Below are 13,102 nucleotides of genomic sequence, written 5' to 3'. Positions count from 1 at the left end.
AGCTTTTCTCAACTATTGGAGAAGCTGCATGAGCTACCTCGCACTACACCATGGTTCTTACTATTTCCAAATTCGTGTTCCCGCAGCATTAGTTGCCCAGTTCGGGCAGATTATCCGCGTCAACCTGCAGACGGCGGACCGCGGCATTGCCCGTCCGATCGCTTTGCGTCTTGCCAGCGACTGGTTGGCACGCTTTTCGACGGCACACGAGACGGCGCGAATTGACCTTGCCGGAGTCAGCCTGATCGCAGAAGGCGGCCTTGAGAGCCCGCCTTTGGAGCCCTTGGGAGTTCAACAGAGACTGGCGCCAGTAGCCCCGTCCGCCGGTTTCGTCACTCCTCAGATCATTCGACCGTTGCATGCGAAGTCGGTCTCGGACGATGAGCTCTTCGATACATGGAAGAGAATCGACCGTACCCGCGAGGCGAGCACAGAACGCGAAATGCAGGCGGCGATTAGGGTCTTCCGTCAGTTCACGAAAGTGCAGGCAGCGGAACTGGGGCGGTCAGACGTAGCGGCGTTCCGCGATCACTTGCTCGACAAGAAACTGGCCAGGGCAACGGTCAGCAAGAAAATCGGCTTCATCTCCACCTTACTCCAAGTGGGCTTCGATGCGGGCTTGCTTTCCGAAAACGTCGCGCGCGGGTTAAAGATTCCGAAAGCCAAGGTGCCCACGCTCGTTCGTCGCGCGTTTACCGTCGCTGAATTGACGCGAATTTTCAGTTCGAAGGTTTATTCGCAGGGATTTCGACCAATCGGCGGCGGCGGAGAAGCATGTGCTTGGCTTCCGATGATTGCGCTCGCGACAGGCGCAAGGCTCGAGGAAATCGCGCAGCTCAGAAGCAGCGACATTTACGTCGATAGTTCCAACGGTCCCGTAATGCGGATCACCGACGAAGACCCCGAGCAGCGGGTGAAGAATGAAGGATCGCGGCGCACGGTGCCACTGCATCCAGACTTGATCCGGGGCGGGCTGCTCGACTATGTCGAGGCAATCGGGGAGGCCGGCAGCAAATGGCTGTTCCCTGCTCTAGAGCCGGATCATGACGGACGCAGGGGCGGCAATTGGGGAAAGTGGTTCCAGCGCTACCTGCGTACTCGATCAGGTCTCGGCATTTCGGATCCGACCGTCGTCTTTCATAGTTTTAGACATACGTTCAAGACACTTTGCCGCGCCGCCATGATCCCTGAGGACGTCCATGACGCGCTGACCGGGCACGTGTCAGCGAGTATCAGCCGGCAGTACGGTGAGATGCCGCTGGCGCCCCTCGTGAGCGCGATCGCTGCGGTGAGACTGCCCGTCGCGCTGCCGCGCGTGCTTTCGTGAGGGCCAAGCTATGACGCATTGGATTGAAATCGAAGGCAGCGAGAGTGAGCAACTCATCCGTTGGATCGACTGGCTGCGCAGGTGCGAGGTCCAGAGCTTCATCGAACTCGCCGTGCTGGAACCCGCGGCGTGGGCCAAGCTGCGCGAAGCTCCGCAACTGCGCCGCCGCATTGCATCGATCTTGGGCTGGCCGACAACGTTTGAGATTACTTCGATCAATGAGCTGCGCGTGTTTGACATTGCGGCGGTGTTGCTCAATCGCGCTTGCTCCAACCCGAGTGAAGTCTTGTTCGACTATCCCGAGCTTTGTCATCGGCTTCTTGCCGCTGGGGATTTCGAACAGGTAATGGCTCTCGCAGGGTTCGATGCGACGAGTTTCGACCCGCCAACAAAAGTCGCTGAGTTTGTCGATTACATACGGCATTACTCCACGCTCGATGCCTGGCTGCAGATAGATCTTTCTGGCGTCCAGGAAGTGTGTGACCGCGGATGGTTATCGGAGATTGCCGGACTGCTGCCGCCACGGCCTTTGCAGGGCTGGGAGACCCTCGGCGGTCCGGTATTTGACGTCGCATGCCTCGTTGTCGCGCGTTATCTGGAAATCTACGGTCTGCGCTTTTGCGCTCCCGCCGTGCGGTTACCCGGTCAGATTCCTGCCTCCGTGAAATTCACCTTGCCCGACTACGAAGTCGAGCTCCTTCTGCGACCGGGATTGCCCGGCGAAGGGGATGGATCGTCATCAGCTGATGCGAGAGAGTCGAGGGTGTTTGTTATTAATTGCGACCTCTTGCGAACCTCCCTGCATGTTGTCGCGCTTGTGCTGCAATTGCGACGCACATTGGACGCGGCAGGGATTGAGTTGAAATCTCGTCCGCTAGTGGTCGCAGATCTTTTGCGATACGAGCCGGGTGCGGGTGGCGGAAGCTCCTCGACGAGTTGACCGTCCCCCCCTTATGCCTGAGCCCCCGGAAACGGTGATGTTCCGCGTATCCGGGTGACCAGTTCGCCCAGTATCGGCGTCGCCGCCATCAGGTCGGTCGCGCCGAGCAATTCTGCGGGGTCGTAATACTTGTCGTGAACGTCAATGTCTGCATGGCCGAGATAACGCCTCCTGATGCGTGGGTCGACGTTCGCGCGTCGCAGCGTCTGGCCGACTGTATTACGAATGCTTTGCAGCACGAGCCGCCTGTCGGCGAAGTGCTCGCGCAACGTTCGGTTGAGCCGTTTGCTTTCGGCAGCCCCGTAGTGTCCATAGCGATCCGGGGCGCTGTCCGCAAACAATTGTCCGCCCGCTGCCTTGCGCGCGGTCAGCCATCCATCGAGGTCCGCCATCGAGCGTGTGCTGATCGGCAAGTCGCGCTCGGACGTCGAGGTTTTAAGGCGGGCCTGGCCGCGCTCGCGAAACGCGACAACCCATCCGTGGTCGGTGCGGGTGAGCTGCTCGGTATGCAATTGAAGCAGCTCACCCAGGCGAGCACCGGTCAGCGTCATGAGGTCGACGAGGTGCAGGTCGTCGCTGCACGCCGTATCGCTCGATGCATAGATGGAGCGCAACGTGGCGAGCTGCTCAGCGCTGAACGGGCGTCGACGTACGCGTCCGAGATGGGTGCGGGGAACGGCGTGTCGGCACACATCGGCCGCGGCTTCGCTGACAGGGCGCAGCAGGCTGGCGAGAATACGCAGCTTGTCGGTAATCGTTGTCGTGCAATTGCCCCGGCTACGCCAGACCGCGGTCAGCTCAGCGACATGACCGGCGCGAAGTACCTCGACTGGCCGCTCGCCGACCACCGTGTGCAAATCGTCGGCTATGCGCTGGTATTTTTCAAAGGTCTTGAGACGGGTAGTTTTTCCGACGCTTGCGAGGCGATCGCGCCAGCTCACCGCCAGCGTCTGCGCACAGGTGCCGAAGAAGCGGGTGAGCGGCAGCTTCGCGTCGGATGGCACGACGAGGCGGTCGAGCGACTGGCGTCCATGAAGGACCATGAGCCACTCTTCAGCCAAGATCGCCGCGTCGGCATTCCAGCGTTCGGCGAAATCGACGAGGCTGTCTTCCGTGTGGCGAAACTTGAGTGCATAGGCCGATTTGAGTTCTCCCAGCGCGGTCACCGCATCATTGTGCTGCCCGCGCGCGAGCCTTCGGCGTGCAGCGTCCAGGTCGGCCTGCGCAACGCACAGGGCTTCGGACCAGGCCGTATCGTCTTTGCCGCGGAGCCGCGTAAGTTCGCCCTGCAAGGGGGCGACGCGCAACGCGCGATGTGTTGCGACGGCGCGTTGCGCGACATCGCTGTCGAGTTCGCATGTGACTTCAGCGCCGGCAGCCGTTCGCGGTACCAGGAGTTTGCCGCGGGCCTTGGCGAATTTTGCCTGCCAGCTGGTCGCCAAGGCGGCAGCCCGTTCAATTGCTTCGGCTTCCACCACCTTTCCGAGCGATACCCGAACCGTCGTCTTTCCATGGAACGCCATTTTGAGGTCGAGGGGGACACGAATTTGAAAGACATATCGCCCGCGAGCTTTCTCGAACGTCATGTATTTGCCTTCCGCCATGCTGCGCACCGACTGTTGCGCAGCCCCCCGTTTCAGCGGCGCGACGGAGGTCATGCGCAGTTTGGTGATGCCGCTGATGGACAGTCTAGTTACCGTCGCGCGACTTTCCCGGAGCATGACCTCATCAGGAGCATTACGTCATGAGTCCCAGCAAGAAACAGCAAGCCCCTCGTCGCCCCGTGCGAGCGCAACGCGTGGATGTGGCTATAAGGAAGGCGGGTAGGGGAGTTGTCAAGCCCGAGCCACCGGCAGTGATGTCGCCGGTCGTTGACCGCCTAATCGACCTCGTTCTGGATCGGTTGCTCCTCGATTTGAAATGCATGTCATCAAAGGACGACCAAACATGAGCCAAGGGCGAACCGCGCGACGGGGTTGGCGGATAGGCGTCCCGGCGAAAGTGAGAGCTGTCGAGGTCCATGGAGGACGGCGGGGGCAGGCGGTAGTTGTATGGAGACGGAAAGTCTCTTTGCGGCGAGTCTTTTGTCGACTGACGGGAATAAGGCGCGGCGTTGAGACGGAGGCGGCGTCGATGGTCACGCAACTGCAATCGTCGCGGATTACGACTAATAGGAAGGGACAGCAGGGAACCCTCAAAAGTTTGCGACGGTGGCTATACGGGGTGGAGGCTCGATGGAGGGGGTGGTGCGAACATCGCCTGGGCCGCCGGCTCGCTCTGTGTGAGCCACGTCCCGAGCTTATTTGGTGAATATTATGTTGATGACAATCATCGCCTTCTATTTGCGGTATTCGGGTGAGAACCAAAGTCCCACTTCTATTGAGGACCAGAAACGGCGCTGTCTGGAACTCGCGGAACGCCAGGGCTTCAGTACTGCCCACGTTCTTTTCTTCGAGGACGCCGAGGTGTCCGGTTACAAGTACGAAGAGGCGCAGAACCGCCCGGGATACAAGGCCCTGCTGGCGGCATGGGACCGGGGTGAATTTAACGTCTTATTCGTGGATGAATTTTGCCGTCTTGCCAGAAACTATCGTCAGATTGCTGAGCTAGAAGAGCGTCTGGACCGAGGGGACGTGCGGCTCATAACCGCTAACGGCATCGACTCGAATAGCGCGAATGGACGGTTCCTGATAGGGCTTTATGGCGTATTGGCGGCTGAAGAAAGCCGCTCCATCAGCTTCCGGGTTACTCGCGGAATGACGGGCCAACTGGTGCGCGGCTACATGATCGCGCAACCGCCTTATGGATACCGCGGTGAGCGAAAATTTGCCCAGGATGGCAGGGCTGTCGGGACCGTCTGGCATATTCATGAGCCCGAGGCGGAGATTGTGCGTGAGATGTATCAGCGACGGTTGGCGGGCGCCGCGTTTGCCGAGATAGCCGCGTGGCTTAATGACTCAGGCGTGAAAACAAGTCGTCGCGGCCGCGTGTGGCGGCCAGCGGCGGTTCAGCGGGTGCTGGAAAATCCGATTTACTGCGGAGAGTTCCGGCTGAATGCGAGCAGTTTCAGTAAGTATCAGGCCAAGAAGTCTGGAAAGCAGTTGAAAATCGTTCCGTTTCCTCGCCCGGACTTGCGTCTAGTCAGTGATGAAGTCTGGAAGCTTGCGCAGGGCCCTGGCATCAGCAGAACGGGCTACGGCGGTGGCCGGAACCACTTGTCGGGACTCATTCACTGCAATTGCTGCGGCAGCGTGCTGAGCGTCACGAATGCGGGGTCCAGGATGGCGTGTGGTACGTGTGTGGTCAATTCGCGCGTCGGGGCGCCTGGTGCGCCCACGCGGGTCCCATCGGTTTCCGTCGCAGGGCTCAACGCGGTGGTTGGGTTCGCGTTGCGGCATGTCTTCGACGATGAGCGCATTGCGCTCATTCGCGCACGGCTGCGCGAACGGCTCGATGGCGGGCCGGCGGCAGAGCTTGCGCGCCTCAAGCGTCTCGTGACGAAGGCGCAGAATGAAGCGCAGCAACTGGCGCGCATGATACGCCGCTCAGATGGACCCGACGAAATTCTCGAGCGCGAGTATGACGAAGCAAAGGCGGCATTGCGCGAAGCGGAGCGGAGTCTCAAGGACACGGAATCGGCGCACATCGGCTGGAGCGGCGCGGAGATTGCGGCACAGCTGGACGTCGATGCGACCACGCTGGGCGCGAAACTCCTTGACGGCCGGCTCGATGCACCGGCGGTGCGCGCAGTGCTGACACAACTTTTCCCCCGTTTCGTGTTTATGGGGCGGAAAAGCCGACACGTCGCACTTTTCGAGCTGGACTTTGCGCCCGGTGTTGCGGTTGCTTGGTTGAGCGGGACCTCCTCGCAAATTGATGAACGTGTGCGAATGTCGCTGCGCCTGGAACTGGCTACCCGACAGCCGTTGACGTGGAGCGTCGAGTGCCTGCATATCGAGGTGGTTGCGTTCGATAATGCGCCATGTTAGCGCGTGGGCTGGGCTAGGGCCGATGCCTGCTGGGATTGGCGCGGTGTAAGTAATTGCGGCCGATCCCCCGGTCGCTTTCTTTCTTTGTCTGTGCTCGGCAGCGTGCCCCCATTGGGACGGTGCAACTCGGCTGGCCGCCCGGTACGAGCTCGGCGGCTGGCGTGGGTCGGTAGCGCATCGGGAGACGCCGTCGGCACAGAACTGGCCTGACAAACAGGCTGGGGTCCTCAAGACGGTACGTCGGGAGGCGATGGATCCCACGTGACGACAGTGACGATGTTGCGCGGAGTCAAGCGGGCGATCGCATGCTCCACGCGTAGTGCAGAGTACGGAAATATCTCCTTCCCCGAACCTAAGGAGAAGAAATAGTATTTGATTAAGTGTATGAATCTAAAATAAAAGATCTGACCGCGCGTTCGCGATAAAGCCAAGGAGAGGACGTGAGCGCCTGCAGCGCATTCTCAAGCAATCCCCGCTCCTTCAATGTTCGCCCCTCCTTCTGTAATCACGGCGAGCAGACGCTGCTTGCCGCAGTTCGCGCGGTAATCTTTCACGGCTGGGTGCGAACGCGTGGGCGGCGTACGGTATCCGTCGGAGTCCAACCCTTGCGGGGTAACGTCAATGTGTTTGTCGCCGAGGACGCCGCCTGGATCTCGGCGTGGAAACCGGGGGCGGGCGCGCGCACGACGGACCCCCTGCGGCGCTGGTACGCGGGGGAGCGGAGGACGCCCCGTGGGACGCGCGCGCCGCGCTGGCCGCGCGTGGCCCTTGCGCAATAATGTCAAGTCGCGCGGACCCCGATCACCTGACCGCGGCGTCGTCGCGACGCCCGTCCACTGGACGATAATGCTGCGCATCAGGGGATGCCGATCGGGGGAGGGCGATTCATGCAGGTCATTAGGTTTTTCGGCACTGCGGCCGGGTGCGACACCTCGGCCGGGGCCGTTCCGATTTTTGTGATGACGCTCGAAGGACCCCATGTGACGCACCCTCGGGCGATCCGGCCGGGTTGGCGCGACGTGCGTGATCGGGCGCGGGCATTGGAGGCCGATCCGAAACGGAGGCAAGGCTTGATCGACGCCAGAAAGCGCATGGCCCCTGTGCTGTCGGTGCCGGGGACGCTCACCTTCCTGCGGCTCGAGCGCGGGCTGTCGAGGCGCAACCTGGCCGTGTTGAGCGCGATTCCCGAAGCGGTCCTGGCGCGCCTCGAGGCCGGGACCGAGGATCCGCGGCTGTCGGTGTGCCGCAGGCTCGCGCAGGCCCTGGATCGCTCGCTCGCGGAGATCGTGGCGGTGATTGCGGCCGGTGGACCACGGGAGCGGGAGCCGGATCGGCCGATTGACAGTGGGCCCGCGGCGGCGAGCCGCGCGGACGCCGCGGGCGCCGGCGTGCCTCCCGGGAAAAGGCCATGAGCGCCGCGCCGAACGTTTCAGACCTGCCCGTGGAGACGATCATTCGGCTGGCCCGCGAAACGACGCAACGGGCCGCGCGCGACGCGGTCGCCGCGGGGCGCGTGGTCGCCTGCTGGAGGGACGGCCACGTCGAAGACTTCGGTCCGGGAGCGCGGCCGCTCGCGTCCGAGGCGCCCGTTCCGGGGCCGCGCCCGGAGCGCTAACGGTGCCCTGTGCGGCTATTGTGTGGTTCGTTGTGCCGGTAGCGCGGCCGAACCCTGCCGCGACTGCCGGCGTTTCCGCCACGACGGGGTCCTAATGCCTTGTTTATGCGCCATTTGTCCACGACCTACGGCGGGTCTTTCCGCGTCCGAGGCGAGCCATCCCCCAACCCGGATCAGCCGATTGGCACAACGAACCACACAATGCCCGGGATCGCGATGCACACGGCGCACCGGACTCCGGGGCGGAGGACAACGGCGCGATCGTCATCATCGTTGGCGACCTACGCGTAGGCACCGGATAGCATTTGCGAGAGCAGTTGGTCGAGCACCCGATACCCCTCGAGCGTGTCGGTCAGGGCGGCGGGGCGTTGCCCGCCCAGCGCCGGGCAGGGGCGGGCGAGCCAATCGCCGAGCCAACGTGCCGCGTCGAAGGCGCTGTCGTCGCTGCCGATCGTCACCATGTGATCGACGCGCTCGATCAGCCGCAGGAAGGCGAGGACACGTTCGCTCTGCGCGGTGGTAAGTCGGACGCCTTTCCGCGGCGTGCTGACGGGCGAGGGGCGCGCGAGTTGCAGCAGGTCGATCAATTCGGGGCACGACCGTCCGATCGCGTGGGCGATCGCCACGAGCGCGACGGACTCGATCCCGGCCCGCAAGACATTGATCCTGTCCATCGGATCGAGACGCAGCAGCGCCCGCCGGTCGAACGGGGCGGGCTGGCGACGGCGATCCTGGTTGGGCTCGGGGGTGGCGGACATCGGGAGGTGGGACGAGTCGGGCCGAGAGGGCAAGTTTAGCCGAACGGCGCCGCCGGAGCGCGCCCGCGCTGACCGGCCGGGCGTGGTTGTCTGGGCGGCCAACCGCGACCGTCCGATCAACGCCGCGTCGAGCCGCGCGGACCGGCCGATGAGCGCAGGGGCCCGACGGGTGCCGGTTGACGCCGAGGCCGCGACGCGGGTCACGCTTCGGGGATGAGCGGATACCGTCTCTGGGAGTTATGCCGTTTCGCTGCCGCTTCGATCCGGGCATGGTCCTCGGACGTCAGGATGCGCACCCCGTTGAAAGAAACCGCGATGACCCGTGCGCTTGGCGTGATGGTTTCCGCCCGGTTGGCGATCTTGACGTCATGGAGTTTCGTCGTGCGCCCGGTGCAAAGTCGAGTCGTGACGAAGAGGGTACCCGTCTGCGTAGCCGGGACGCGACGGGGATATCGATTCGAACGCGATTCCAGCGCCCCTCGATGCGGTCGGAGCTGCCGCCGAGCGCGGTCCAGGTCGCCGAACGGAGCGGGGGGAGAAACACGGTGCAGAAAGAGAATCCTGTCGCCGATTTGTCGCTTGAGCCGCGGCGGCGGATTGCGCGGGAGGCCGCGCGGCAGGTGGCACGCGCTGCGGTCGCGTCGGGGGATGTGGTCGCCGGCAGGCAAGACGGCCGCCTCGTATGCTTTCGACCGGCGGCGTGTCCGCGCTTCATCAAGCGCGCTGTGTCAACGTCGGCCGAATTTTCCCCAGAATGTCGAACTGAAATTCGACACCTGGGTTTGCGGTGGTCAGCCGCCCTGCGCTCTTAGTCGCTCCGCGGGGGGGGGGGCGCCACGCCGCGGCGGTTCGCGGTGCTTGCGTTCCTGCCACTTGTTGTAGGCGACGATTCCGACGACCGACGCCACCCAGACCGCTGCCAAACCGATCTGCAATTCGATATGCGGATGCCATTGACGATTCAACCGATCTCACGAAGGAAATTGACGATGAACGCCTTTGCCGCCCGCGAGCAGTTCGCCTTCGGCAACCAAGTCAGCGTGGAAATCCTGGCGACTCTTGCCAACCAGGCGTTCACCCAGGTCGAGCGCCTGACCGAGCTGAATCTGAACACGGCCCGCTCGGTGCTCGACGACAGCGTTGCCGCCACGAAGACCGTGCTCGCGGTGAAGCCCCCGCAGGATCTGCTTGCCTTGCAAGGCACGTTGGCTCAGCCGATGCTTGATAGGACGGTCGTCTACGGTCGCGGCGTGTATGAAATCGCGCCCGAGGGCCAGCAGGAAATCGCGAAGCTTTTCGAAGTGCGAGTGGCTCAGCTGAACAAGACCTTCACCGACGCGCTGGACAAGGCCGCCAAGTCCGCTCCGACGGGTTCCGAGGCCCTGTTCGCTGCCTTTAAGTCCGCCGTCGACGCCGCCAACAACGTGTTCGACAGCGTCAGCAAGGCGACCACGCAAGCGACCGAGATCGCCGAAGCGACCGTGACGGCAGCGAGCGCTGCGGTCAAGGGGCGTCGCCCAGGGCGGCGGCGTCCAAGAAGTCTGCCTGATCGCATACGGAATGGGGTGAGCTGAACAGGCTCGCTCGCGCGACAGTGCCGCCCTGGCCCGGGCGGCATTTTTTTGTCCACGCACGTGGGCCTGCATCTCCGGGGCTCAACGCGATGAGCGGTCCAAGCTGCGTCGACGCTGTATTCAGACGGACAGTGGCAACGACCAAGGATTCCTCGGGGGGGGGGCGTTGGGGGCTGATGTGCAGACCTTGCGCATCACCAAGCTACTCATCTCCGGCGCTTGCAACCTGTGCAAACGTTGCACAGGTTGGGCCCGTGCCCGACTGCGCGCGGCGCGAGCCTCGCGTCAGGCGCCCGTATTCGGCGGTGGCTCCCCGTGCGGAAAATATTCAGAGCGCCGGATGATATTATCGGTTCGGCCGCGAAATCGATGGACCAACACGGCAAGTCGTGCAGCCTCCGTAGCACTTCCCACGAAGTCTCCCCACCACCCTGCACGGCCCTTCAGGGCGACACGAATGAAGATCGCATACCGTTGGATCGCGGCCGTGCTCGCCATCATCTTCCTTGTCGACTTCCAGCTGCACCTGCTGGCTCGCGAAGGCCTGGATCTGCTCGGGATACAGGCAGCGGCGAATCTCAAGGTTTCGAGCAATGTCGTGCTGCGCCGGGCCGAGCAACTCTTCGACACCTACGATCGCACGCTTTCCGGCATCAGCGAAGTCGTCGGGATAAGAGCCGGCCTGACCGACCTCGAAATCCACCGTCTTCTGGTGCGGCGTCATGCGATCACCGCCAACGTGCATTGGCTTCTGGTAACGGGCGCGGACGGTCAGCTTGCAGCGACGTCCTTGTCCTTTCCGGCACCGGACCTGAACATCGCGCATCGCGAGTACTTCACCGCGCAGGCCGACTCCTGGGATGCCGGCCTGTATATCGGACCACCGCTGGTCGATATGAGACGCGCCGGACGGTTCGTGCCGACCAGCCGCCGCGTCACGAACGATGGCGGCCTGTTCCTGGGCGTCGCCGTTGCCGCGGTCGATCCGGCCGGTTTGGCGAACATCCTGAGCGCCCAGGCCCTCCCGGAAGGTTACGTGCTGCGTCTGTTCCTCCGCGGTGGCGCGGCGCTTGCGTGCCTGCCCGACAGCGAGGATTGCTACACGCGCGACTGGTCGAAGACGCCGCTGTTCAGCGGCTTGCTCGACCGCGCGGCCGAGGGTGATTTCCGCGGCGGAGCACTATTCGGGGACGAATCGGCGCTTGGCGCGTACACCAGCTCGGCGAAATACCCGCTCGTCGTCACGGCCACTGTCAGCGAGAGCCAGGTTCTCGCCCCATGGCAGCAGATCGCTCGACGGTATGTAGCGATAGGCATAAGCAGCAACCTCGCGCTAATCCTCATCGCCGTTTTTGCGTACCGCCAGTTTCAGCGTCGTCGCAAGGCCGTCGATGCGCTCGCGGAAGCCAACATCCACCTGGAGGAACGGGTGGCAGCACGCACGAACGAACTGCGCCTGAGCGAGGCACGTGCGCGGCTCTTCATGAATACCGCGACCGATGCCGTGGTGGTGTGCGACCTTGAAAGAAAGATCGTCGAGTTCAATACGGCCGCAGAGCAGATGTTCGGCTACTCGGCGAGGGAGGCGCTTGGCCGCAGCCTCGGCTTCTTGCTTCCAGAGCCGGAAGCGATCGAAGACGTTCCGGTCAACCGTGCGACGGTCGCGGAAGAATCCCCGATCCTGCAAACGCGGGAGCTCAAGGCCCAATCGAAGGACGGCCGCGAGTTTTTCATCGAAGCCACCGTCGGCTGCACTGAAAACGCAGATCCGGCGCTCTTCGTTTGCGTCATCCGCGACATCTCGGACCGAAAGGCAATTGAAGAAGAAATGCGGCGTCTAGCGACGACGGACGCCTTGACCGGCGTCCTGAACCGCGGCGCCTGGACCAGGCGAACCGAGGAGCTGATCGCCAATGCCAGACGCTACGGGCGTCCGCTGACCCTGATGGCCCTTGACGCGGACAAGTTCAAGCACATCAACGACACCTATGGGCACCCCACGGGAGACCTTGTCCTCAAGGCGCTCGCGAAGGCGTTGAACGTGCGGGCGGGAGATATCGTCGGCCGCCTCGGCGGCGAGGAATTCGGCATCACGCTGCCCGAAACTGACGCTGAAAGTGCGCAGGAGTTCGTCAGGCGCCTGCTGAGCCAGATCCGGCAGTGCTGCGTGAGCGACGGCGAACATACGCTGTCGTTTACCGTGAGCATCGGTTTGACGGCCTTCGACTGCGGCGGCGATGACAGTCTCGAAGCGGCACTGAAACGGGCCGACCGGGCGCTCTATCTGGCGAAGGCGCGTGGACGGGATCAGTTCGTCCGACTGGACAGGGATTGCGTCTGACAGGCAGGGCGGTCGCGGCATAGTGCGCTACCACCTTTCGTCGCCCTTCAACGTCTGTCAAGAAGACATCATATTCGGCATCGCGGCACGGACGCGCCGCAGCGACTTACATGAACTCCTCGATGTCGTCCAGGGCACTGTGAGTCGCACGATGCGTAGCAGCCGCCGTGCCGGGGCCGTCTGACGGTCGCTTGCCGGTGCCAGCCGCACCTTTGAGCTTGATACTGGGGCGAAACACCACAACGCGACGCGCGCGGACCACGGCGGTGTCCCCCGTCTTCGGGTTACGTCCCGGGCGTGCGTCTTTTTGACGCAACTGGAAGCTGCCAAAGCCAGACAGCTTGACCTCCTCTCCGCCCGCGAGCACGGTGGCAATCTCCTCGAAAAAGGCTTCGACCATTTCAGTTGCTCCGCGCTTGTTGAATCCGATGGCGTCGGCGATGCATTGGGTGAGATCGGCCTTGGTCAGGGTCATGGTGGGGCGGTTCGTGCGGTTTGGAAAGACGGCGAGGGTGCATCACGGTCGATGCCTGGACATGGCGAAGTTTACTCCGCCTT

11 protein-coding genes are annotated in these 13,102 nt (G+C 63.0%); 7 read left to right on the top strand and 4 right to left on the bottom strand.

The genetic code is table 11. The features are described from left to right. Positions 1-28 precede the first annotated feature (28 nt). Positions 29-1,327, top strand: coding sequence for a site-specific integrase (locus tag GO615_RS04090; RefSeq protein ID WP_169125775.1), 1,299 nt, complete (start codon positions 29-31; stop codon positions 1,325-1,327). Positions 1,328-1,337: 10 nt separating this feature from the next. Continuing rightward, positions 1,338-2,267 (top strand): hypothetical protein, encoded by a 930-nt coding sequence (locus GO615_RS04085; protein WP_169125774.1) that lies wholly within the window; start codon positions 1,338-1,340, stop codon positions 2,265-2,267. Between the two features lie 11 nt (positions 2,268-2,278). On the opposite strand, the gene GO615_RS04080 is transcribed toward GO615_RS04085, so the two are convergent. Continuing rightward, entirely contained in the window at positions 2,279-3,988 is a 1,710-nt protein-coding gene (locus GO615_RS04080) for a tyrosine-type recombinase/integrase (RefSeq protein WP_169125773.1), read from the bottom strand. A gap of 594 nt (positions 3,989-4,582) precedes the next feature. Between GO615_RS04080 and GO615_RS04075 the strand changes: the two genes are divergently transcribed. The 3 genes from GO615_RS04075 to GO615_RS04065 all read left to right on the top strand — a co-directional run bounded on the left by GO615_RS04075 (position 4,583) and on the right by GO615_RS04065 (position 7,871). Beyond that, positions 4,583-6,256 carry a recombinase family protein gene (locus tag GO615_RS04075; protein ID WP_169125772.1) on the top strand — a complete coding sequence of 558 codons (1,674 nt, stop codon included), beginning with the start codon at positions 4,583-4,585 and terminating at the stop codon, positions 6,254-6,256. Between the two features lie 887 nt (positions 6,257-7,143). Further along, a complete protein-coding gene (locus tag GO615_RS04070; protein ID WP_169125771.1) occupies positions 7,144-7,668 on the top strand; it encodes a helix-turn-helix domain-containing protein in 525 nt (174 codons plus the stop codon). Then, a complete protein-coding gene (locus tag GO615_RS04065) occupies positions 7,665-7,871 on the top strand; it encodes a hypothetical protein (RefSeq protein WP_169125770.1) in 207 nt (68 codons plus the stop codon). Before GO615_RS04070 ends, GO615_RS04065 begins: the two co-directional genes overlap by 4 nt. A 281-nt stretch (positions 7,872-8,152) precedes the next feature. Here the strand turns inward: GO615_RS04065 and GO615_RS04060 are convergent, their stop codons facing one another. Further along, entirely contained in the window at positions 8,153-8,629 is a 477-nt protein-coding gene (locus tag GO615_RS04060) for an MbcA/ParS/Xre antitoxin family protein (protein WP_169125769.1), read from the bottom strand. 200 nt (positions 8,630-8,829) lie between these two features. Next, complete coding sequence (locus GO615_RS04055; protein ID WP_169125768.1) at positions 8,830-9,297, bottom strand: hypothetical protein; 468 nt, start codon at positions 9,295-9,297, stop codon at positions 8,830-8,832. Between the two features lie 321 nt (positions 9,298-9,618). Here GO615_RS04055 and GO615_RS04050 point away from each other — a divergent pair, with 321 nt between their 5' ends. Then, the gene (locus tag GO615_RS04050) at positions 9,619-10,203 is read left to right on the top strand and encodes a TIGR01841 family phasin (RefSeq protein WP_169125767.1); all 585 of its coding nucleotides are present in this window, start codon (positions 9,619-9,621) and stop codon (positions 10,201-10,203) included. Positions 10,204-10,660: 457 nt separating this feature from the next. After that, positions 10,661-12,544, top strand: a complete 1,884-nt coding sequence (locus GO615_RS04045; RefSeq protein WP_169125766.1) for a diguanylate cyclase — start codon at positions 10,661-10,663, stop codon at positions 12,542-12,544. A 106-nt stretch (positions 12,545-12,650) separates the two neighbouring features. On the opposite strand, the gene GO615_RS04040 is transcribed toward GO615_RS04045, so the two are convergent. Next, the gene (locus GO615_RS04040) at positions 12,651-13,019 is read right to left on the bottom strand and encodes an integration host factor subunit alpha (RefSeq protein WP_169125765.1); all 369 of its coding nucleotides are present in this window, start codon (positions 13,017-13,019) and stop codon (positions 12,651-12,653) included. Between the last annotated feature and the right edge of the window lie 83 nt (positions 13,020-13,102).

It is taken from the genome of Aromatoleum evansii (genome assembly GCF_012910805.1).
In the GTDB taxonomy this organism is placed as follows: Bacteria; Pseudomonadota; Gammaproteobacteria; order Burkholderiales; family Rhodocyclaceae; genus Aromatoleum; species Aromatoleum evansii.
This window is presented reverse-complemented; position numbering and strand designations above follow the sequence as displayed.

Bases quoted from the DNA above. Each gene is read 5' to 3' on its own strand.
- GO615_RS04090 (WP_169125775.1), top strand. From the start codon at position 29: ATGAGCTACCTCGCACTACACCATGGTTCTTACTATTTCCAAATTCGT.
- GO615_RS04085 (WP_169125774.1), top strand. From the start codon at position 1,338: ATGACGCATTGGATTGAAATCGAAGGCAGCGAGAGTGAGCAACTCATC.
- GO615_RS04080 (WP_169125773.1), bottom strand. From the start codon at position 3,988: ATGCTCCGGGAAAGTCGCGCGACGGTAACTAGACTGTCCATCAGCGGC.
- GO615_RS04075 (WP_169125772.1), top strand. From the start codon at position 4,583: ATGTTGATGACAATCATCGCCTTCTATTTGCGGTATTCGGGTGAGAAC.
- GO615_RS04070 (WP_169125771.1), top strand. From the start codon at position 7,144: ATGCAGGTCATTAGGTTTTTCGGCACTGCGGCCGGGTGCGACACCTCG.
- GO615_RS04065 (WP_169125770.1), top strand. From the start codon at position 7,665: ATGAGCGCCGCGCCGAACGTTTCAGACCTGCCCGTGGAGACGATCATT.
- GO615_RS04060 (WP_169125769.1), bottom strand. From the start codon at position 8,629: ATGTCCGCCACCCCCGAGCCCAACCAGGATCGCCGTCGCCAGCCCGCC.
- GO615_RS04050 (WP_169125767.1), top strand. From the start codon at position 9,619: ATGAACGCCTTTGCCGCCCGCGAGCAGTTCGCCTTCGGCAACCAAGTC.
- GO615_RS04045 (WP_169125766.1), top strand. From the start codon at position 10,661: ATGAAGATCGCATACCGTTGGATCGCGGCCGTGCTCGCCATCATCTTC.
- GO615_RS04040 (WP_169125765.1), bottom strand. From the start codon at position 13,019: ATGACCCTGACCAAGGCCGATCTCACCCAATGCATCGCCGACGCCATC.